This is a genomic window from Xanthobacter sp. AM11 (assembly GCF_047444035.1).
Classification (GTDB): Bacteria; Pseudomonadota; Alphaproteobacteria; order Rhizobiales; family Xanthobacteraceae; genus Xanthobacter.
Genome location: NZ_JBLAOA010000001.1, coordinates 2,556,476 through 2,576,512, shown reverse-complemented (window position 1 = coordinate 2,576,512; position 20,037 = coordinate 2,556,476). Strand labels below are relative to the sequence as shown.

The window sequence follows — 20,037 nt, the reverse complement described above, 5'->3', positions numbered from 1 at the left end:
GACATGACGCCGCCACGCCTTCGCCGCATTCGCGGCCGCGATCAAGCCATTGCGGCAAGGCCCGCTTCCGCCCCGCGGCAGGAGCCGGCCATCAGCCGCCGGTGGTGCTCATGTGGCGGCTGACCGCCGGCTGGCGGGTGCGGCGGTCGATGACGAAATCGTGCCCCTTGGGCTTGCGGAAGATGGCCTCGTCGATGGCGCCATGCAGCACTCCATCGTCCTTCGAGGCCCGCAGGGGCGCCCGCAGGTCCGCCGCATCCTCCTGGCCCAGGCACATGAAGAGGGTGCCGGTGCAGGTGACGCGCACCCGGTTGCAGCCTTCGCAGAAATTGTGGGTGAGCGGGGTGATGAAGCCCAGCCGCCCGCCGGTCTCCTTCACCTCCACATAGCGGGCCGGCCCGCCGGTGCGATAGGCGATGTCGGTGAGGGTGAAGCGCTCCTCCAGCCGGGCGCGCACGGCGGACAACGGCAGATACTGGTCCACCCGCTCCTCGCCCACCTCGCCCAGCGGCATCACCTCGATGAGGGAAAGGTCGTGGCCCTCGCCATGGGCCCATTCCATCATGGCGGCGATCTCGTGCTCGTTCACGTCCTTCAGTGCCACCGCGTTGATCTTCACCTTGAGCCCGGCGGCGCGGGCGGCGTTCACGCCCTCCAGCACCTTGGAAAGGTCGCCCCAGCGGGTGATGGCGCGGAACTTCGCCGCGTCCAGCGTGTCGATGGACACGTTGATGCGCTTCACGCCGCAGGCGGCAAGATCGGCGGCGTGGCGGGCCAGCTGCGATCCGTTGGTGGTCAGCGTCAGCTCTTCCAGCGCGCCGGTTTCCAGATGCCGGGACAGAGAGCGCACCAGGGTCATCACGTCGCGGCGCACCAGCGGTTCACCGCCGGTCAGCCGCAGCTTGCGCACGCCGCGCAACACGAAGGCGCTGCACAGGCGGTCCAGCTCTTCAAGGCTCAGCAGGTCCTGCTTGGGCAGGAAGGTCATGTGTTCCGCCATGCAATAGACACAGCGGAAATCGCACCGGTCGGTGACCGAAACGCGCAGATAGGTGACGGCGCGGCCGAAAGTGTCCACCAGCGGACCCGCCTTTGCGGCAGCCGCGGTGCCCGGCCGGTCGATGATATCCCTGAACAGGTCACTCACAGGCTCACTCCCCGACACCACCCTGCGCCGCTTTCCCGCCGGCTTGCCGCCGGTCTCGAAACGCCGCATGCGCCCTGCCCTCCCGGGCTGCGGCACCACGCGGACTTCGGCGCATGTGCTTTATATCGTATGCAAAGGACGGATGAATAGGGCGCGCCCGGCAACACTTTCCAGTGTGCCCGCCCGCAAGGCGCCGCCCGAGCGTGCGATGGGAGACATGAGAATGCCTGAAGCGACTGCCCCCGCGCCGGCATGGCCCACGGAACTGCGCGTCGTGAATGACCGCCATGCCCTTGCCGTCACCTTCGAGGACGGCGCGCGCTTCACTCTGCCGGCCGAATATCTCCGGGTGGAAAGCCCCTCCGCCGAGGTGCAGGGCCATCAGCCGGACGAGAAGATCACCATTCCCGGCAAGCGCACGGTGCGCATCGCCGAAGTGGAGCCGGTGGGCAATTATGCCGTCCGCCTCATCTTCGACGACGGCCACGGCACCGGCCTCTACACCTGGGAGTTGCTCTACGCCTACGGCGTGCAGCAGGAGGAGAAGTTCGGCGCCTATCTCAAGGCGCTGGAGGCACAGGGCCTGTCGCGGGGATGACGGGCCGCGCCGGCCGTCGCGCGACAAGGAGCGGCGCGCCATGGCGCGCCCTCAGGGCGTTGGCCTCCTCAAGGGAAAGCACCCCGTCGCCGTCCGCATCACCGGCTGTGAACAGCGCGTCCACAAGCGCGCCATAGGCCTGCCGCGACAGGGGCGCCGCGTCCCGGGCCAGCGGGACCTCCCCGTTCGGGCCAGCCACGGCGGAAGCATTGGCCGCGGCCAGCACCTCGGCCAACGTCACGCGGCCGTCCTTGTCGGCATCGAACGGCCCGATCCTGGCGCGGACGGCCTGATCAAGGTCCGCCCTCGTCGCCGGCGGGCTGGCGGGTCTGCGGGCCACCGCGAAGGCGATGGCCTCCGGCTCGGTCACCACCCCGTCGCGTCGAGGTCCATGGCGAGGACAAAGGCGACGCCCATGGCCCGGCGGGACGCCAGCTGCAGTTGCAGCGCGAGGGCGTCGTCCTGCCAGTCGATGACCCCATCGTCGTTCTGGTCGAAGGTGACGAACCATTCCGCAGCGGTGGTGGCAAGGCCGGCGCGGATGGCGCCGGCCTCGATGCGTGCGACGATGCGCCGGTCCACGGGACCCAGCGTGTGCCGGATCATCATCGCTCCGGCCGGGGCGGCGGCAAGCGCGGCGGCGAGCAGCACCAGCGCGGCAACCCCGCCCCGGCCAGTGCCCCGGCGCATGCTCACTTCACCCGTTCGAGGATCGACACGTAGTTGGCCACCGCGGTGCCACCCATGTTGAAGATGCCGGCGAGCCGCGCCCCCTCGATCTGCATGTCGCCGGCCTCGCCCATGAGCTGCATGGCGCTGAGCACATGCATGGAGACGCCGGTGGCGCCGATGGGATGGCCCTTGGACTTCAGCCCGCCCGAAGGGTTCACCGGCAGCTTGCCGGTCTTCTCGGTGAGCCCCTCGCGCACCACCTTGTAGCCCTCGCCGGGCTTGGCGAGGCCCATGGCCTCATATTCGATCAGTTCGGCGATGGTGAAGCAATCGTGGGTTTCCACCAGGCTCAGGTCGTCCAGCGTGATGCTGCCATCCTCCAGCGCCTTGGCCCAGGCGCGCCGGGCGCCCTCGAAGGCGATGGGATCGCGCCGCGACAGGGGCATGATGTCGTTGGCCTGGGCGCGGGCCCGGAAGGCGATGGCCCGGCCCAGCGTCTGCGCCACGTCGGCGGAGGCGATCACCAGCGCGGCGGCGCCGTCGGAAACCAGCGAGCAGTCGGTCCGGCGCAGGGGCGGCGCCACATAGGGGTTCTTCTCGGAAATGGTGTTGCAGAACTCGAAGCCGAAGTCCTTGCGCATCTGTGCATAAGGATTGGCGACGCCGTTCCGGTGGTTCTTGGCGGCGATGCGCGCCAGTTCCTCGGAGCGGTCGCCATGGCGCTGGAAATAATGCTGGGCGATGCGCCCGAACAGGCCGGCAAAGCCGCCGTCGATGTCCGCTTCCTCCTTGCGGTAGGAGGCGTTGAGCAGGATGTCGCCCACCTCGGCGGTGGGCTTGGCGGTCATCTTCTCCGCCCCCACCACGAGGGCGATGCGGCCCTGCCCGCTCTCGATATAATTGAGCGCCGAATGGATGGCGGCCGAGCCGGTGGCGCAGGCATTCTCCAGGCGCACCGCCGGCACATAGGCCAGCTCCGGCACGCCCAGGGCCGGCATGGCGCCCTGGAAATCCTGCTTCTGGAAGCCGGCGTTGAACACCCCCACATGGATCGAATCCACCTGATCCGGGGGCAGGCCCGCATGCTCGATGGCGGCGCCGGCCACCCGGCCCATGAGCGCCTCGGTGTCCGCGTCCTCCAGCTTGCCGAAGGGCGAATGTGCCCAGCCCACGATGGCGGCCTTCGTCTCCATGGTCTTCCTCCCGGCGGCGTGACGCCACCCTTGGTGCGCGATGGTCGTTCCGATATGGGGGCGGCCGATGCCCTATGACAGGCCCGCGATGAAGCCGTCCGGCATCACGAAGATGTCGGCGGCCGCGGGCGCGGAGGGCAGGCCCGGCATGGTCATGATGTCCCCCGCCAGCGCCACCACGAAGCCGGCCCCGGCGGAAAGGCGCACCTCGCGCACCGGCAGCGCGTGGCCGGTGGGCGCATTGCGCGCGGCGGGATCGGCCGAGAAGGAATATTGCGTCTTGGCCATGCACACCGGCAGGCGGCCGAAGCCTTCGGCCTCGAACTCCTTCAGCCGCGCGGCGGCGGCGGTGGAGAAGTCCACCCGATCGGCCCGGTAGATTTCGCGGGCGATGGTCTCGATCTTGGCCGCGAGGGGCATGTCGTCGGGATAGAGCACATGGAAGCCGTTGGGCCGCTCCACCAGCGCCATCACCTCACGGGCGAGGGCGAGCGCCCCCTCCCCGCCCCGCGCCCAGTGGGCGCAGGCATGGACGCCGACGCCGAGGTCCGCCATGGCGGCGCGCACCGCCTCCATCTCGGCCGGGGCATCGCCGGTGAAATGGTTCAGCGCCACCACCACCGGCAGCCCGAACTTGCCGAGATTCTCCACATGGCGCCGGAGGTTGGCGCAGCCGCGGGCGACCGCCTCGGGATCGGGCGTGCCCAGCGCCTTCAGCGGCACGCCGCCGTGCATCTTCAGCGCCCGCACCGTCGCCACCACCACCGCCGCATCGGGCGCGAGGCCGGCCTGCCGGCACTTGATGTCGAGGAATTTCTCCGCCCCGAGGTCGGCGCCGAAGCCGGCCTCGGTGACCACCACATCGGCCAGCGCCAGGGCGCTGCGCGTCGCCATCACCGAATTGCAGCCGTGGGCGATGTTGGCAAAGGGCCCGCCATGGACGAAGGCCGGCGTGCCCTCCATGGTCTGGACGAGGTTGGGCTGGAAGGCATCGCGCAGCAGCGCCACCATGGCCCCGACGCCGCCCAGCTCGTGCGCCCGCACCATGCGGCGCCCGCGGGTCTGGCCGATGACCATGCGCGCAAGCCGCGCCTCCAGGTCCGCAAGGCTGTCGGCCAGGCACAGGATGGCCATCACCTCGCTGGCCACCGTGATGTCGAAGCCGTCTTCCCGCGGGAAGCCGTTGGCCGGCCCGCCGAGGCCGACGGTGACGGCGCGCAGGGCGCGGTCGTTGAGGTCCATCACCCGGCGCCAGCTGATGCGCCGGGCGTCGAGGTCCAGGGCATTGCCCCAGTGGATGTGGTTGTCGATCAGCGCCGAGAGCAGATTGTTGGCGGCGGTGATGGCGTGCAGGTCGCCGGTGAAATGCAGGTTGATGTCCTGCATGGGAATGATCTGCGCCCGGCCGCCGCCGGTGGCCCCGCCCTTGGCGCCGAACACTGGGCCGAGGGACGGCTCGCGCAGGCACACGGCGGCCCGCGCGCCGAGGCGCGAGAGGGCATCGCCAAGGCCGATGGTGGTGGTGGTCTTGCCCTCCCCCGCCGGAGTCGGATTGATGGCCGTGACCAGCACCAGCCGCCCGCGCGGGCGGACTTCCCCATGATCGGTGTCCGCAAGGCCTGCCGCGAAATCCAGCGCCAGCTTCGCCTTGTGCGGGCCGTAGCGATACAGCGCCGAGGCGGGAATGCCGAGCTTCTCGCCCACCGCCTCGATGGGCAGCGGCGTCACGCCGGCCGCTATGGCCGCATCGGACGCGGGATCGAGCGCAATGGCGGTTCTCTGGTGCATGCAACGGTCCCCGGACGCGCCGAAGCTATCGGTTCGCACAGCGCGAGGGAAGCGGTGCCGGCGGCACAACAGCCTTCCCGCGGCGGGGGGAATGGCGCCACGGGCCAGCGATCCACAGATCAGGCCAGAGGAAGGCGCGCGCGAAAGGTGGCGCCGCCCCGCCCTGCTTGGCTCAGCCGCCCTTCTGCTCGTCCTCCGCCTTGCGGACGGGGGCGGTCTGGTCCACCGAATCAAGCCCCTTGTCAATCTTCTGCACGATCTTGGGCAGCTCGTCCGGGTCGGGCTTCAGGTCGCGGGCGTGGGCCCACTGGAAGCCGGCCTCCAGCTTGCGGCCCACCTTCCAGTAGGCATCGCCCAGATGGTCGTTGATCACCGGGTCCTGCGGCATCAGCTCCACCGCGCGCTCCAGCTCGGTCACCGCCTCCTCGTAGCGGCCGAGGCGATAATAGGCCCAGCCGAGGCTGTCCACGATGGGGCCGTCGTCCGGGCGCAGCTTCACCGCCTTGCGGATCATGTCGAGGCCCTGATCCAGGTTGACGCCCTGGTCCACCCAGGAATAACCCAGATAATTGAGCACGTGCGGCTGGTCGGGGTTCAGCTCCAGCGCCTTCTTCAGGTCCGCTTCCGCCCCCGGCCAGTTCTTGCTGCGCTCGTTGCAGATGCCGCGGAAGTAGAACAGGCCCCAATTTCCCTTGGTGGGCTGCGCAATGAGGGTGATCGCCTTGGAATAGGTGTCCGCGCACTCGGCAAACATCTTGCGCGCCTGCTGGATCTTGCCCAAAGCGACGATGGCTTCAAGGTCCTTGGGATCGGCGGCGATCATCTTGTCCAGATGGCTGCGCGCCTCCTTGTACTTGTCGGTCGCATCGAGGTTGACGGCCAGCTGCACCTCGGCATTGCGCTTCAGCGGCGATGCCTCCGGCACGGTCTCATAGACTTCGATGGCCTTCTCCGGCTGCTTGAGCTGCTCGTAGAGGTCGGCCAGCGTCAGGCTGGCGAAGGGGTGGTCGGGATCGAGCCAGATGGCGAGCTGGAGATAGACGAGGGCGAGGTCCTCGCCGCCCTGGCGCCCCAGGGTGGAGCCGAGGCCGTAGAGCACCTCGGAGGAGCCCTCCTGCGCGGTCTTCACCAGCGGCGGCAAGGTCTTGCCGGCCTTCAGCTCCTTGATGGCCTGCACCACGATGGGGTGGTTGGGCAGCTGGCGGTCGAAGGTGGCATAGGCCGCCAGCGCCGCCGGGATGCCCTCGTTGCGCGAGGCCCAGCGGGCATAGGCGTCGATGGCGCGCAGCGAGCCGGAATCAATCTTCATCGCCTGTTCGAGGCGCTTTCCCGCCTCCTTCTTCATGCCGGCGGCATCAAGGATGAGCCCGGCGTGAAGCTCCTTCATGGGCACGTACCAGTCCGGCCCTTCGAGCCGGTCGATAAGCTCCACCGCGCCCTTGGTGTTGCCGGAGCCGAAGAAGGTCCAGGCGGCCAGCAGGGTGGCGGTGAGGTCGCCCACCGGGCCGCGCACGGACAAGGCCAGGTTGGTGCGCGCGCTCTGGTAATGGGATTTCTTGATGGCGCGGGTGGCCAGCGCCAGGCGGGCGATGCGGTGGGTGCGGTCGGTCTTCACCAGCCGGTCCGCGAGCTTCATGGCATCGTCGATCTCGCCATCCATCAGCATGGCGAAGAAGGTGCGCTCGATGACCTCTTCGTTGCGCGCGTCCAGCTTCAAAAGGGTGCGCAGATAGACCACGGCCGCATCCGAATCGCGTTCGGAGCTGGCAAGGCGCGCCGCAAGATAGCTGCCGGCCAGCGAGGCGTCGACATCTGGCACCGCCTCGGCCCGCGCCGGGCTGCCCGCCAATTGGAGCATTGCAGCAAAACCGGCCGCCAGAGCCATGGAGAAGAAGGGGCGTGAAGTGATCACCGATCGCATGTCCTGAAGTGCCGGCCCGGCCGATTGAACGCACCATCCAAGCGGGGCGAGATGGCGGGAGGATGGCGGCTTTCCTGTTGCGCCGCAAGTTTCGCTCGCCACACGCCAGAATGGTGGCCGCAGGCGCGGGCACCGGCCGGTGCGATCACCGGCGCCTTTGCGCCTTGCCCGCCACTGTGCGGCGCGGCATAAGCCGGCCCATGGAACCGCTCCGCGCCCGCGCCCCCGCCAAGATCAACCTGACATTGCGGGTGGAAGGCCGACGGGCGGACGGATTTCACGATCTCGCGAGCCTCGTGGCCTTCGCCGGGGCGGGCGATCTCGTCACCCTCGACCCCGCCCGGCCCCTTTCCCTCACCGTCACCGGCCCCACCGCGGCGGCGGCAGGCCCGGATGCGGACAATCTGGTGCTGCGCGCTGCCGCCGCCTTCGCCGGCGAGGTGCCGGGCGCGCGGCTCGGCGCCTTCCTCCTGGAAAAGCGGCTGCCGGTGGCGGCGGGCCTCGGCGGCGGCTCCTCCGATGCGGCGGCGGCCCTGCGCCTGCTCGCCCGCCTCAACGGCCTCCCCCTCGACGATCCCCGCCTGGTCGCCGCCGCCCGGGCCACCGGATCGGACGTGCCGGTGTGCCTGGACCCGCGGGCACGGATGATGAGCGGCGTCGGCGATCGCCTCTCCGCCCCCCTCGACCTGCCGGTGCTGCCGGCGGTGCTGGTGAATTGCGGGGTGGCGGTGCCCACGGCCGGCGTGTTCCGCGCCCTGGGCCTTGCGCCCGGACAGGCGCTGGCCGGGCCGTCGCATCCGCGGACCCTGCCCGGCACGCCGGCCGGCCTCATTGCCGCGATCCGCGCCGTGCCGAACGATCTGGAGCCGCCGGCAACGGGCCTTGCCCCGGCAATCCTCGACGCCATGGCGCGTCTGGCGGCGGCGCCCGAGGTGCGGCTCGTGCGCATGTCCGGCTCGGGCGCCACCGTCTTCGCCGTCACCGACACCTGCCGCACGGCCGCTGCGGTGGCACGGCGCGTGCTTGCGGCGGAACCGCGCTGGTGGGTGAAGCCCACCATCCTCAGATAGGCCGCCGCAGGCTGCGGCGCGGAGCCACAGCATGACTTTGCCCGCCTTCCTCGTCGCCGCCCTGGCCGAAATCGGCGGCTGCTTCGCCTTCTGGCACGTGGTGCGCCACGGCGGCGCGCCGTGGTGGCTGGCGGCCGGCACAGCCAGCCTTGCCGCCTTCGCCTATGCCCTCACCTTCGTGGAGGCGGAGGCGGCCGGCCGGGCCTTCGCCGCCTATGGGGGCATCTATATTGCGGCGTCGCTGGCGTGGCTGTGGGCGGTGGAAGGGGTGCGCCCGGACCGCTGGGACGCTGCCGGCGCGCTGATGTGCCTTGCCGGGGCGGCGGTCATCGTGTTCGGCCCCCGGGGCTGAGGCGGGTCAGGCGCCGGCCTGCGACCCCGGGCGGCTGCGGCCCAGCAGCCGCTGGTACAGCCAGCCCATGGCCACCAGCACCAGCCCCAGGCCGATGAAGGACACCGCGCGCAACACCCCCTCCAGGTCCGCCATGTCGGACAGGAACACCTTCAGCACCGTCACCACCATCACCGCCGCCGAGGCCAGCCGCAGGGTGCGCGCGCCGCGCCACAGGCCGAGGCCCAGCAGCAGGATGCCGAACACCAGCCAGGCGGCGGAATAAGCGTACCATTCGGCCGAGGTGATGGCGTCGGCCCGCAGCACCGGCCCCTGGAACAGGCGGGAGACCTCGAAGGCGAGGTAAGCCAGGCCCAGCAGCACCGCCAGCGCCTGCGCGGCGATGCGCACCTTCCCCCGCTCCGGCGGCTGCAGGGCGGCGAAGCCGAGGGCCAGCGCCGCAGGCAGCGCATAGGCCAGCAGAAGGTCGTTGAACACCGGCCCGCCCACGCTTCCGCCGGTCTGGAACGGGTTGTTGCCGGTGAGGCCGGCCATCGCGCTCAAACCCGCCAGCACAGCGACGAGATCACAGAAGATGCGGTAGAGCCCGCGCCCGGTCACCGCCGCCAGCCGCGCGAGGCCCACGGCATAGGCCCCGTAGATGGAGGCCATGAGGCCGGATTCGAACAGCCGCGTGCCCGGCGCATAGACATCGCCCCCATGGGCGAGGTGACGCACCTGGAAGGCCGCCAGCAGCACGGCGAAGACCAGGGCAAGGCATTCATGCACCCGCCGGCTCCAGTCGTCCCGGTCGCGCAGCAGGAAGGCGGCGCCGGCAAAGGCGGCGGCCGGCACCCCATAGCCCCAGAGCAGCCAGTTGAAGAGGGGGGTGGCGCCGGGACTCACCCCGGCGATGGTGGGCAGCCAGATGATGCGCGCCAGCACCACCAAAGCGAGGCCGGCGGAAAATCGCCGCAGCCCCGGCAGCGGCCGCCGGGTGGACACCCAGGCCACCCCCAGCGCCGCCAGCGCGAGGCTCACCGTCAGCCAGCCCTTTTCCAGCGCGAAGGTGAGAGCAAGGCAGAGGCTCACCACGGCGCCGGCGGCGAACACCGTGGCGGCGTGGCGGCGGCCGGCCCCGGTCAGCCGTTCCGCCGCAAGGGTGAAGGCGAAGGCCAGAGCCAGGGCCAACGCCGCGAACGGCAGGTTGCGGTCGAAGCCGGCGAGCTTGCCATAGGCCGCCACCAGCATGAGCACAGGCCCGAGGGACCCGGCCACCGCCCAGCCCACGGCCAGGAGCCCGCGCCGGCTGCGCCGGGAGCCCGCAAAGCCGAGGCCGAGGAGCAGCACGCCCAGGCCGAAGCCATAGGCCATGAAATGCCCCAGGGAGAGCCGCACCGGCTCCGGCACCACGCCGGCCACCGGCCCGCCGGGCGCCACCGCCGCGCCCGGCTCCGGCGGGAACACCCACTGGGTCAGCAGCGCCGGGGCCAGCACCGCCACCGCCACGGCGGCAAAGGTGGCGGCCCCCACCCGCCAGGACAGGGCCAGCACGCCCAGGCAGGCGACGACGAAGACGGCCAGCGGCATGGCTTCCAGATGCCCCGCCACGGCCGCGGCGGCCGCCACCGCCAGCCCGCCGATGGCACCGGCGGAGGAAACCGGGTCCGGCCGCTCGTCCGCCGGCGGCCCCCACAGCAGGCCCGGGGCCAGCAGCGCCGCCGTGAGGGCGAGCAGCACCAGGCCCAGCCCGCCGGACGCCGCCACCCCCTGCGGCACTTCGAACGCAAGCAGCGTCAGGCCCCAGGCCACCACCCCGGCAATCGCCAGCAGCGCCAGCCACACCCAGCGCCGCACCCGGGCCACGCCCAGGGCGCTCGCCGCCACCACCGCGATCAGCAGCGCAACGCCCCACGCATCGGGCTCGCTGGTGGTGACGAGAAAGGGCGTGACCGCCGCGCCGACAAAACCCAGCGCCGCCAGCGCCGGCCCGTGCAGCAGCGCCGCCAGCAGGGTGGCGATGCCCACCAGCGCCAGCAGCAGGAAGGCGAGCTGCGGCGAGACGAGATGATAAAGCTCATAGGCGGCGAACACGCTGCCGAAGGCGGTCATGGTGCCCGCGGCCGTGAGCACGCTGGGCACATGGGCGGCGGGCAGGCCGGCGAAATCGTCCCGGCGGTCGTGGCGGCGCAGCCATTCCCCGCCCGCCAGCAGCAGGACGGCCAGGGCCAGCCCCAGCCCCACCCGCGCGGCGGGACCGATGAGGTCCTGCTCCACCGCGAAGCGCACGAGGAAGACCCCGCCCAGCGCCAGCGCGATGCCACCCACCCACACCGCCCAGCGCGCGCCCACCTTCTCCTCGAAGCCGGACAGCCGCTCCTTGAGGCGGGCCGGATCGAACGCCGGCGGCGGCCCGTCCGCCGCACGGCCGGGGGTGACCGGGGCGTGGATGGGCGGGCTGGTGGCGGGCGGATCGGGGATGGGCGGCGGACGGGACACATCCGCAACAGCAGGCGGGGCGGCCGGGGCGAGGGTGGGCGCAGCTTCAGGCGGCGCAGCGGCCCCCGCCGCCTGCGGCCCGGGCATCATCGCGCCGAGCGCCTGCATCTCCAGCGCGGCCACCCGGGCCTCCAGCACGCGGATGCGGCTGCGATGGGTGAGGGAGAGGACGAAGGAGACGATGACCATCGCCGGAAAGGCGAGAACCGCCAGAATGAGAAGGACCCACTCATCCATCGCCGCGCCCACCGGTTGAAATCCGGCCAAGCCTAGCGCCATCGCTAAGGCTGCGCTACCACGCGCGCTCTAAACCCTGAAAACTTCTCAGGGATTTCCATCTCCTGGCCGGCGGTAGCAGAGCGCCGACACCGCCCGCTGCGCCCTGCGGGCGAGGCCAGCGCGGGGGAAGCCCCCGGCCCCGTCAGCCCTCGCGGAAGCGGTTGGTGATGGGATAGCGGCGATCGCGGCCGAAATTGCGGCCCGTCACCTTCACCCCCGGCGCCGCCTGCCGGCGCTTGTATTCGGCGATGTTGAGCAGCCGCTCCACCCGCGCCACGGTGGCGGCGTCGTAGCCCTCGCCGACGATCTGCGCCACCGAAAGCTCGCCCTCCACCAGCCGCTCCAGAATGGCGTCGAGCACCGCATAGGGCGGGAGGGAATCCTCGTCCTTCTGGTTCTCGCGCAGCTCGGCGGTGGGCGGCTTGTCGATCAGCCGGTCGGGAATGACCACGCCGTCGGGCCCCAGCGCCTCGGCCGGCTTCCAGCGGTTGCGCAGGCGCGAGAGGCGGAACACCTCGCTCTTGTACAGGTCCTTGATGGGGTTGTAGCCGCCGTTCATGTCGCCATAAAGGGTGGCGTAGCCGGTGGACATCTCGGACTTGTTGCCCGTGGTCACCACCATGGCGCCGAACTTGTTCGACACCGACATGAGCAGCGTGCCGCGCACGCGCGACTGGAGATTCTCTTCCGTCACATCGCGCTGGGTGCCCTCGAACAGGGGGGCGAGCGCCGCCTCCATGCCCTCCACCGCGGTGGAGATGGGCATGATGTCGTAGCGAACGCCCAGCGCCTGCGCCACCGCGGCGGCGTCCGAGAGGCTCTCGTCCGAGGTGTAGCGATACGGCAGCATGATGCAGTGGACCCGCTCCGGCCCCAGCGCATCCACCGCCATGGCGGCGACGAGCGCGGAATCGATGCCGCCGGACAGCCCCAGCACCACGCCGGGAAAGCGGTTCTTGTTCACATAGTCGCGCAGGCCCACCACGCAGGCGGCATAGTCCGCCGCATCCCCCTCGGTGCGGTCCGCCATGTTGGCGCCCAGGCAGCGCCAGCCGTTCTCGAACCGCTGCCAGCGGGTGAGCCGCACCCGCTCCATGAAGGAGGGGAACTGCATGGCCAGATAGCGGTCGGCATTGAGGGCGAAGGAGGCGCCGTCGAACACCAGTTCGTCCTGCCCGCCCACCTGGTTCACGTAGAGCAGCGGCAGGCGGCTCTCCACCACCCGGGCCACCACCGCATTGTCGCGCTCGGCATAGACCGAGCGGCGATAGGGCGAGCCGTTGGGGACGATGAGGATCTCCGCCCCGGTCTCGGCGAGGCACTCCACCACGTCCGCGCCCCAGATGTCCTCGCAGATGGGCACGCCCAGCCGCACGCCCCGGAACGCAATGGGGCCGGGCAGCGGCCCCTGCGCAAACACCCGCTTTTCGTCGAACACGCCGTAATTGGGCAGGTCCACCTTGTGGCGCACCGCGCTGATAGCGCCGCCATCCAGCAGCAGCACGGAATTGTAGAGCCGGCCCTCGTCCACCCACGGCGCGCCGATGAGCAGGCCCGGACCGCCCGCGCTCTCCGCCGCCAGCGCCTCGATGGCAGCGCGGCAGGCCTCCTGGAAGGCCGGCTTCAGCACCAGGTCTTCCGGCGGGTAGCCGGCGATAAAGAGCTCGGGAAACACCACCAGGTCGGCCCCGGCCTCGCGGGCGCTGTCCCGGGTACGGCGGGCGAGGTCGAGATTGCCGGCCACGTCACCCACCGTGGGGTTGAGCTGCGCAACGGCGATGAAGAGCGTATCGGCGGGCGTGGCGGGGTCGGGCGTCGTCATGATTCTGGTGTAACCGCAGGCTTGAACGGGGGAAAGAAGAAGAAACGTGCAGGTGCGGATTCTGCCTCATCGCGCGCCAGTTCCCGGCCGTGCCGGGAGGCCGGGAGCCGGAGCCGGCCACAGGAGGCCGGCGCGGCTCCCCTTGATCGGATCGCCCTCCAACTTAAGGATAGAGAATGCGCTACCCGATCAGCTTGGGTTGCAAGCTGATCGGCGCATGCCCTAGAGGCCGAGGCGCGACCACATGGCCCGCTCCTCCACCGCGGCCGCCACCCCTTCGGTTGCGGCCTGCGCGAGACTGCCGGAAAAGCCGCCCGGCCGACGCAGGAAGAAGGAGGAGGTCGGCACCAGCGGCATCACCACCTCCTCGCCGTAGCGCGCCTTGAGGATGGAGCGCACATCGCCCAGCCCGTCCACCAGGCCGAGGCCGGCGGCCTGGGTGCCGAGCCAGAACTCGCCCGAGAACAGCGTCTCGTCGTCGGCGGCCAGTGCCGTGCCGCGGCGGGCGCGCACCAGGTCGGCGAAGACCGTGTGAAGCTCTTTCAGGAGCGTGTCGAGGCGCTCGATGTCCTCGGGCTGCTCGGGGCGGAAGGGGTCCAGCGTCACCTTCCGCTCGCCGGCCGTGTAGACCCGCCGCTCGATGCCCAGCCTGGCGATGGCCTGGTTGAAGCCGAAGCCGGCCGTGACCACGCCGATGGAGCCGACGATGGAGCAGGGATCGGCGAAGATCTCGTCCGCGGCGCAGGCGATCATGTAGCCGCCGGAAGCTGCCGCATCCTCCACGAAGGCGAAGACGTGCTTGTCCTTTTCCTGCGCGAGCGCCCGGATGCGCTTGAAGATGAGATGCGACTGCACCGGCGCCCCGCCCGGCGAATTGATGAGCAGCGCCACCGCCGGCGCGCCCTTCATGCCGAACGCCTTTTCGAGGGCGGGGGCGACGCCGGCCAGGGTCAGGCTGCGGCTGAAGGGGCTGCCCATGCCGATGGGGCCGGCGAGCCGCACCACCGGCACCACCGGCAGGTCGCGGCGCCAGCGTCTGGGCAGGATGCCGCGGAGGCGGCGCGAAACGGAGGAGAGGAAAGGATCGGCCATGTCCCAGATGTAGGGGGTCGAGGTGACGGGCTCAAGGCACCGCGCTCATGCCAGCGGCAGGCCGGCGGCGGACCGCAGCACCGCCTGGGCCGCCGCCGTCGCGGTGCCGTCGCGTTCCGCCAGCACCAGAGCGGGAAGCAGCGTCGGCGCCGTGCGCCGCCCCTTCACCGCCCGCACCAGCAGGCGCACGGCGGGCCGGTCCGGCCGCGGATGCACGGGCAGGATCTCCACCGCGCCGAACCGGCCGGCGAGCGCACGGAAAATGTCCTCCAGCGCCTCCGGCCGGTGGATGAGGCACAGCACGCCACGGGCCGAAAGGCAGCGGTCCGCGGCCCGCACCCATTCCGCCAGCAGGCCCGCCTCGGCCATGTGGGCGCGGGCACGGCCGCCGTTGGGCGAGGTGTTGTGCCGCGCCTCGGCGTTGAATGGCGGATTGGTCAATACCAGGTCGGCGGCACCGGCGAGGGGCTCGCCCGGCCCGGACGGCCGGGCGACGATCCCCACGTCCGCCACCACCGCCGTGCAGCGGTCCGCAAGGCCGTTCAGCCGCACATTCTCGCCGGCGAGAACGGCAAGGGCCGGGTCGATCTCCACCAGGGTCGCCCGCGCGGCCGGCACGCGGGTGAGGAAGGCCAGGCCGGCGCTGCCCACCCCCGCGCCAAGGTCCACCGCACGGCGGCGGTCGTCCGGCGCGAAGGCGGCGAGCAGCAAGGCGTCATGGCCCACCCGGTGGCCACTGGCCGGCTGGCGCAGGCGCAGGCGGCCGCCCAGCACGCCGTCGGACGTGATTTCCGGGCCGGGTGCCGGCACCTCACCCGCCATGGCGCAGCGCGGCGCCGAAGCCGGCTTCCTCCAGCAGGCGGCGCGCCCGCGGCGCCTCGTCGTCGGGCACCAGCAGGCGCCGGGGGAAAATGCCGATGGACCCCTCCATGGCGCTCATGTGGCCGTCCGCGACCAAATGGCCGATGTCGGCGGACGTGAGCAGGGCCTCGATGGCGCCAAGCAGCACCAGATCGTTGGTTCGAACCACCTCCTGCATCGCAAAACACCTGAAGTTGCGGCGATATGCGGCGCCCCGCGGGCCGGCGGCGCTTGCACGGAGCCGGTCAGCATCCCTATGGTGCGCCCCGAAGATTGACAAGCGGGAGCGTTTCTTGGCCCTCGTCCTGCCGTTCGAGCCGAACGAACCGTCCATCGAGGCCCTCGTGGCCCTCGTGAAGGCGGACATGGAGCGCGTGAACGCCGCCATCCTGGCGCGCACGGGCTCCGACGTGGCGATGATTCCCGAGGTGGCCAACCACCTCATCTCCTCCGGCGGCAAGCGGCTGCGGCCGATGCTGACGCTCGCCTGCGCCGCGCTCTCCGGCTATCGGGGCGACGGCCATGTGAAGCTGGCGGCGTCCGTGGAGTTCATGCACACCGCCACCCTGCTGCACGACGACGTGGTGGACGAGAGCGACATGCGCCGCGGCAAGCTCGCCGCCCGCAAGCTCTGGGGCAACGAAGCCAGCGTGCTGGTGGGCGATTTCCTGCTCGGCCAGGCGTTCCGCATGATGGTGGAGGTGGGGTCCATCGTCTGCCTCGACATCCTGTCCACCGCCGCCTGCGTCATCGCCGAAGGCGAGGTGATGCAGCTGGCCGCCGCCAAGAACACCCAGACCTCGGAAGACGACTACCTCGCCGTCATCCGCGGCAAGACGGCAGAGCTGTTCGCCGCCGCCTGCGAGGTGGGGGCGGTGCTGGGCCAGCGGCCGAAGGCGGAGCAGGCGGCCTGCCGCTCCTACGGCATGAATCTCGGCATCGCCTTCCAGCTGGTGGACGATGCGCTGGACTATGGCGGCAGCCAGGCCAAGCTCGGCAAGAATGTGGGCGACGACTTCCGCGAGGGCAAGATCACCCTTCCCGTGCTCCTCGCCTTCCGCCGCGGCGACGCGAAGGAGCGGGCCTTCTGGCAGAAATGCCTGGAGCGCAGCGAGGTGAGCGACGCCGACCTCGACCACGCCATCGGCCTGCTCACCCGGCACCGCGCCATCTCCGATACGGTGGAACGCGCCCGGCACTACGGCGCCATCTCCAAGGATGCGCTGGCCCTGTTCCCAGCCAGCAAGGCCAAGGATGCGCTGATGGAGGCCGTGGACTTCTGCCTCGCCCGCGCCCACTGACGCCGGGTCCGCGCCGTCCCGGCCGCGATCCTGCGGCATGAAGCCAAGCGGCCGGCCACGCGCAGGCGGGCCGGCCGGGGGGATGGGGCGAAGGTGCGATCAGGCGACGGCGGGACGCCGGCCGGGGATCAGCGCCGCGGGCTTCAAGGCGTAGGCGCCTTCACCGGCAAGGGCCACCACCAGCGAGGCGACCACCAGGAAAGCGGGATATTCCCAGCCGCCGCCCGGCGCGGAGAACACCCAGCCGTTGGGCAGGTGGAAATTGAGCGCGCCCAGCATCACCGGAATGAGCAGCACCGCCACCTGGCGGGCATAGACGCCGGACATGATGAGCAGGCCGCCGACGATCTCGGCCGCAATCAGCGGCAGCGCCAGCTGGGACGGCAGGCCGATCTTGGCGAGGAAGCCGGCAAAGCCGGGAATGGTGAACACGAACACCTTCATCAGCCCGTGGGTCAGCCACATGAAGCCGAGGGCGAGGCGAAGGAGGAGGAGGCCGTAGGGGGCAGTGCGGGCGTCAACCATGGGAGTGATCTCCGGTTTGAGGTGGCACCACATCTAGCTTTCTCACGAATGCAAGACCATACTCACAAACAGCAGTGTCAATTTGCATTGGTGCAATATGATCGCGTGGGACGATTTCCGTCTGGTTCAGGCGATTTCCGAAAGCGGCAGCCTCGCCGGCGCCGCCGAGCAGCTCAACGTCAACCACTCCACCATCTTCCGCCGCCTCGGCACGCTGGAGGCGCAGCTGGGGGCGCGCCTGTTCGAACGCGCCCGCTCCGGCTACGTGCCCACCCCCACCGGGGAGGAGATGGTCCGGCTTGCCGAGCGCATGGCCGAGGAGGTGCTCGCGGTGGAGCGGCGCATCACCGGGCAGGATCTGCGCCCTTCCGGCGAACTGCGGGTGACCACCAACGACACCCTCCTGGTGCATATGCTCACCCCGGTCTTCGCCTCGTTCCGCGCCGCCTACCCGGAGATCCGGCTGGACGTGGTGGTTTCCAACCAGTCCCTGAGCCTGTCCAAGCGGGATGCGGACGTGGCCATCCGCGCCAACGACCGGCCCGGGGACACGCTGGTGGGCCGGCGCATCGCCTCCATCGCCTGGGGCATCTATTGCCGCGCCGACCTTGCACCTGCGGAGCCGCTGGCCGTGGGCGACCTGCGCCGCTACGACTGGATCGGCTTCTCCGACAATCTCGGCGCCATCAAGCCGGCGAAATGGCTGCGCGAGCGGGTGGGCGAGGAGAAGCTCATCTACCGCATCAACACCGTGCTCGGGCTGGCGGAAGCGGCGGCGGCGGGGATCGGCCTGGCGGTGCTGCCCTGCTTCATCGCCTCGGTCACGCCCGGCCTGGTCCGGCTGATGGAGCCGCAATCGGAGATGGAATCCGGCCTGTGGCTGCTCACCCACCCGGACATCAAGGCGACCGCCCGGGTGCGCACCTTCATGGAGCATGCCGGGCGCGAACTCGCCCGCCTGCGGCCGCGCATCGAGGGGCAGGAAAGCTAGGGGCAGGAAAGCCAGGGGACCCGGCGCTGCGAATCAGCGCCGCGCTTTTCCGGCGCAGCCCTATTCGGCGGAGGCTTCCGTCGTGCTGCGGGTCTTGGCCTTGGAGCGGCGCGAGGCCACCTGCTGACGATCACCGGCCCCGCCGGTAAACTCGCACCACATGGTCTGCACCCCGGCCAGGGAGCCCCGGAACGAGGACGGCCCGGTCTTCACCAGGTCGAAGCAGGGCTCGAAGGTCATGCCCTGCACGAAGCCGCAGACCGCATCGCCGCGCACCCGCAGGGTGTTGGGCGGCAGGCGCACAAAGCGCGGCGGCTTCTCCCGCAGGGCGATGATGCCCGCCACGGAGCCGTCGGCATAGATGCGGCCGGACCCGCTGGAGCCCTCGAAGCAGTTGAAGGAGAAGGTGCGGCCGATCACGAACAGACGTGCCTGCTCGGCGTTCAGTTGCTGGGCTGCGGCCGGGACCGACGCCAGAGTGGCGAGGGCGACGGCCGCGAGAAGGATGCTGCGCATGGCTCGTTCGCAAATGCCTGATTGATTTGGTACCACGTTGCGCAGACCCGCCCTGCCCTTGTCAAGAGTCAGGCCTGCAACCGGCCCCGCGGAGGCGCCGGCCGATGCGGATTTTGGCGGGGCGTGCCTTTCCCGCCGCCCCCTCAGGCGGCGGCGACCCCCGCCCGGTGGACCGGCTGCTCCTTGATGGGCAGGTTGATGGCCGCGGAGGCGAAGGACAGCGCCACGGAGAGCCACCACACCCAGTCATAGGAGCCCAGCGTCACATAGAGCCAGCCCCCCAGCATCACCCCCAGGAAGCCGCCCACCTGATGGGAGAAGAAGGCGAAGCCATACAGCATGGCCATGTAGCGGGTGCCGAACATCAGCATCACCAGGCCGGAGGTGGGCGGCACCGTGGACAGCCACAGGAAGCCCATGGCCGCCCCGAAAAGGTAGCAGGACAAAGGCGTGACCGGCAGCGCGATGAACAGGGTGATGGCCACCCCCCGCCCCGCATAGATCCACGCCAGCAGCCACTTGCGCGACACCCGGTTGGACAGGTAGCCGGCGGTGAGCGAGCCGAGGATGTTGAACAGGCCGATGAGGGCGAGGGTGGTGGCCCCCACGGTCAGGGTCATGCCCTCGTCCACCAGGAAGGCGGGCATGTGCACCGTGACGAAGGCCAGCTGGAAGCCGCAGGTGAAGAAGCCCAGCACCAGCATCACATAGCTGGGATGCCGCAGCGCCTCGGCCAGGGCGCTGCCGATGCTCTGCTGCGGCGCGGCAGCCACCGCAGGCGCAGCCGCCCCGCGGGTCGCCAGCGCCAGCGAGAAGGGCATGACGAGCAGCAGCGAGGCGCCGAACACCATGGCCGTTTCCTGCCAGCCGATGCTGTCCATGAGCGCGCCGGTGATGGGCGGGAACAGGAACTGGCCGAAGGAGCCGGCCGCCGTCGCCGCGCCGAAGCCGAGCGACTTCAGGTGGTTGGGCAGCAGCTTGCCGAATGCGGCCAGCACCAGGTTGAAGGATGCGGCGGAAAGCCCGAAGCCCACCAGCACGCCGGCACTCAGATAGAGCAGCCCCGCCGTGTCGGCAAAGGCCATCACCACCAGCCCCGCCGCATAGAGCAGCGCGCCGCCACACAGCACCCGCACGGTGCCGAACCGGTCGGCCACCGCCCCGGCAAAGGGCGCGCCGAGGCCCCACAGCAGGTTCTGCACCGCCACGGCGATGGAGAAGATGTTACGGTCCCAGCCGTTCTCCTGCGTCATGGGCAGCAGGAACAGGCCGAACACGGACCGCGGCCCGAAGGTGATGAGGGCGATGGCGCACCCGGCCACCAGAATCAGGGCAACCGGAACGGCGCTGCGCGCAGCCGGCGGGGAGGACATGGCAGACATGGAAATGCTCGCTCGGCGGCGCCGCGTCGGGCGCCCTTCGCGCTCAGTG

The 20,037-nt window shown here is 70.6% G+C and carries 19 protein-coding genes; 5 read left to right on the top strand and 14 right to left on the bottom strand.

The genetic code is table 11. The features are described 5' to 3' along the window. Positions 1-91: 91 nt before the first annotated feature. On the bottom strand, positions 92-1,138 hold the full coding sequence (moaA, locus tag ACI7BZ_RS11820; protein WP_414119151.1) for a GTP 3',8-cyclase MoaA: 1,047 nt from the start codon (positions 1,136-1,138) through the stop codon (positions 92-94). 232 nt (positions 1,139-1,370) lie between these two features. On the opposite strand from moaA, the gene ACI7BZ_RS11815 reads away from it, so the two are divergent. Beyond that, positions 1,371-1,745, top strand: a complete 375-nt coding sequence (locus ACI7BZ_RS11815) for a gamma-butyrobetaine hydroxylase family protein (protein ID WP_414117348.1) — start codon at positions 1,371-1,373, stop codon at positions 1,743-1,745. On the opposite strand, the gene ACI7BZ_RS11810 is transcribed toward ACI7BZ_RS11815, so the two are convergent. The 5 genes from ACI7BZ_RS11810 to ACI7BZ_RS11790 form a co-directional block, all read right to left on the bottom strand. Beyond that, complete coding sequence (locus tag ACI7BZ_RS11810; RefSeq protein WP_414117346.1) at positions 1,708-2,115, bottom strand: EF-hand domain-containing protein; 408 nt, start codon at positions 2,113-2,115, stop codon at positions 1,708-1,710. The genes ACI7BZ_RS11815 and ACI7BZ_RS11810 overlap by 38 nt on opposite strands. After that, entirely contained in the window at positions 2,112-2,435 is a 324-nt protein-coding gene (locus ACI7BZ_RS11805; RefSeq protein WP_414117345.1) for a hypothetical protein, read from the bottom strand. The genes ACI7BZ_RS11810 and ACI7BZ_RS11805 overlap by 4 nt, the downstream gene beginning before the upstream one ends. Positions 2,436-2,437: 2 nt before the next feature. Next, entirely contained in the window at positions 2,438-3,610 is a 1,173-nt protein-coding gene (locus tag ACI7BZ_RS11800) for an acetyl-CoA acetyltransferase (protein WP_414117344.1), read from the bottom strand. Positions 3,611-3,682: 72 nt separating this feature from the next. Next, positions 3,683-5,398 (bottom strand): formate--tetrahydrofolate ligase, encoded by a 1,716-nt coding sequence (locus ACI7BZ_RS11795; protein WP_414117343.1) that lies wholly within the window; start codon positions 5,396-5,398, stop codon positions 3,683-3,685. 172 nt (positions 5,399-5,570) lie between these two features. Beyond that, positions 5,571-7,319 (bottom strand): tetratricopeptide repeat protein, encoded by a 1,749-nt coding sequence (locus tag ACI7BZ_RS11790; protein WP_414117342.1) that lies wholly within the window; start codon positions 7,317-7,319, stop codon positions 5,571-5,573. 200 nt (positions 7,320-7,519) lie between these two features. Between ACI7BZ_RS11790 and ACI7BZ_RS11785 the strand changes: the two genes are divergently transcribed. Continuing rightward, positions 7,520-8,389, top strand: coding sequence for a 4-(cytidine 5'-diphospho)-2-C-methyl-D-erythritol kinase (locus ACI7BZ_RS11785; protein WP_414117341.1), 870 nt, complete (start codon positions 7,520-7,522; stop codon positions 8,387-8,389). A 31-nt stretch (positions 8,390-8,420) separates the two neighbouring features. After that, positions 8,421-8,741: a YnfA family protein gene (locus tag ACI7BZ_RS11780; RefSeq protein WP_414117340.1), complete on the top strand. Its 321-nt coding sequence runs from the start codon at positions 8,421-8,423 to the stop codon at positions 8,739-8,741. A gap of 6 nt (positions 8,742-8,747) precedes the next feature. Here ACI7BZ_RS11780 and ACI7BZ_RS11775 read toward each other — a convergent pair whose 3' ends face one another. From ACI7BZ_RS11775 to ACI7BZ_RS11755, 5 genes are all read right to left on the bottom strand, one after another. Further along, positions 8,748-11,456 carry a DUF2339 domain-containing protein gene (locus ACI7BZ_RS11775; RefSeq protein WP_414117339.1) on the bottom strand — a complete coding sequence of 903 codons (2,709 nt, stop codon included), beginning with the start codon at positions 11,454-11,456 and terminating at the stop codon, positions 8,748-8,750. Positions 11,457-11,640: 184 nt separating this feature from the next. Continuing rightward, positions 11,641-13,320 carry an NAD+ synthase gene (locus ACI7BZ_RS11770; RefSeq protein WP_414117338.1) on the bottom strand — a complete coding sequence of 560 codons (1,680 nt, stop codon included), beginning with the start codon at positions 13,318-13,320 and terminating at the stop codon, positions 11,641-11,643. Between the two features lie 222 nt (positions 13,321-13,542). Further along, positions 13,543-14,412, bottom strand: coding sequence for a S49 family peptidase (locus tag ACI7BZ_RS11765; RefSeq protein WP_414117337.1), 870 nt, complete (start codon positions 14,410-14,412; stop codon positions 13,543-13,545). Positions 14,413-14,457: 45 nt separating this feature from the next. Beyond that, the gene (locus ACI7BZ_RS11760; protein WP_414117336.1) at positions 14,458-15,234 is read right to left on the bottom strand and encodes a tRNA1(Val) (adenine(37)-N6)-methyltransferase; all 777 of its coding nucleotides are present in this window, start codon (positions 15,232-15,234) and stop codon (positions 14,458-14,460) included. Continuing rightward, positions 15,224-15,451, bottom strand: coding sequence for a putative signal transducing protein (locus tag ACI7BZ_RS11755; protein ID WP_414117335.1), 228 nt, complete (start codon positions 15,449-15,451; stop codon positions 15,224-15,226). Before ACI7BZ_RS11755 ends, ACI7BZ_RS11760 begins: the two co-directional genes overlap by 11 nt. Positions 15,452-15,566: 115 nt before the next feature. Between ACI7BZ_RS11755 and ACI7BZ_RS11750 the strand changes: the two genes are divergently transcribed. Next, positions 15,567-16,574, top strand: coding sequence for a polyprenyl synthetase family protein (locus tag ACI7BZ_RS11750; protein WP_414117334.1), 1,008 nt, complete (start codon positions 15,567-15,569; stop codon positions 16,572-16,574). 99 nt (positions 16,575-16,673) lie between these two features. Here the strand turns inward: ACI7BZ_RS11750 and ACI7BZ_RS11745 are convergent, their stop codons facing one another. Further along, positions 16,674-17,099: a DoxX family protein gene (locus ACI7BZ_RS11745; RefSeq protein WP_414117333.1), complete on the bottom strand. Its 426-nt coding sequence runs from the start codon at positions 17,097-17,099 to the stop codon at positions 16,674-16,676. 97 nt (positions 17,100-17,196) lie between these two features. Between ACI7BZ_RS11745 and ACI7BZ_RS11740 the strand changes: the two genes are divergently transcribed. Next, positions 17,197-18,090 (top strand): LysR family transcriptional regulator, encoded by an 894-nt coding sequence (locus ACI7BZ_RS11740; protein WP_414117332.1) that lies wholly within the window; start codon positions 17,197-17,199, stop codon positions 18,088-18,090. Positions 18,091-18,150: 60 nt separating this feature from the next. On the opposite strand, the gene ACI7BZ_RS11735 is transcribed toward ACI7BZ_RS11740, so the two are convergent. Together ACI7BZ_RS11735 and ACI7BZ_RS11730 are read right to left on the bottom strand one after the other, a co-directional pair. Next, a complete protein-coding gene (locus ACI7BZ_RS11735; protein WP_414117331.1) occupies positions 18,151-18,606 on the bottom strand; it encodes a hypothetical protein in 456 nt (151 codons plus the stop codon). A 143-nt stretch (positions 18,607-18,749) separates the two neighbouring features. Further along, entirely contained in the window at positions 18,750-19,988 is a 1,239-nt protein-coding gene (locus ACI7BZ_RS11730; RefSeq protein WP_414117330.1) for an MFS transporter, read from the bottom strand. Positions 19,989-20,037: the final 49 nt, after the last annotated feature.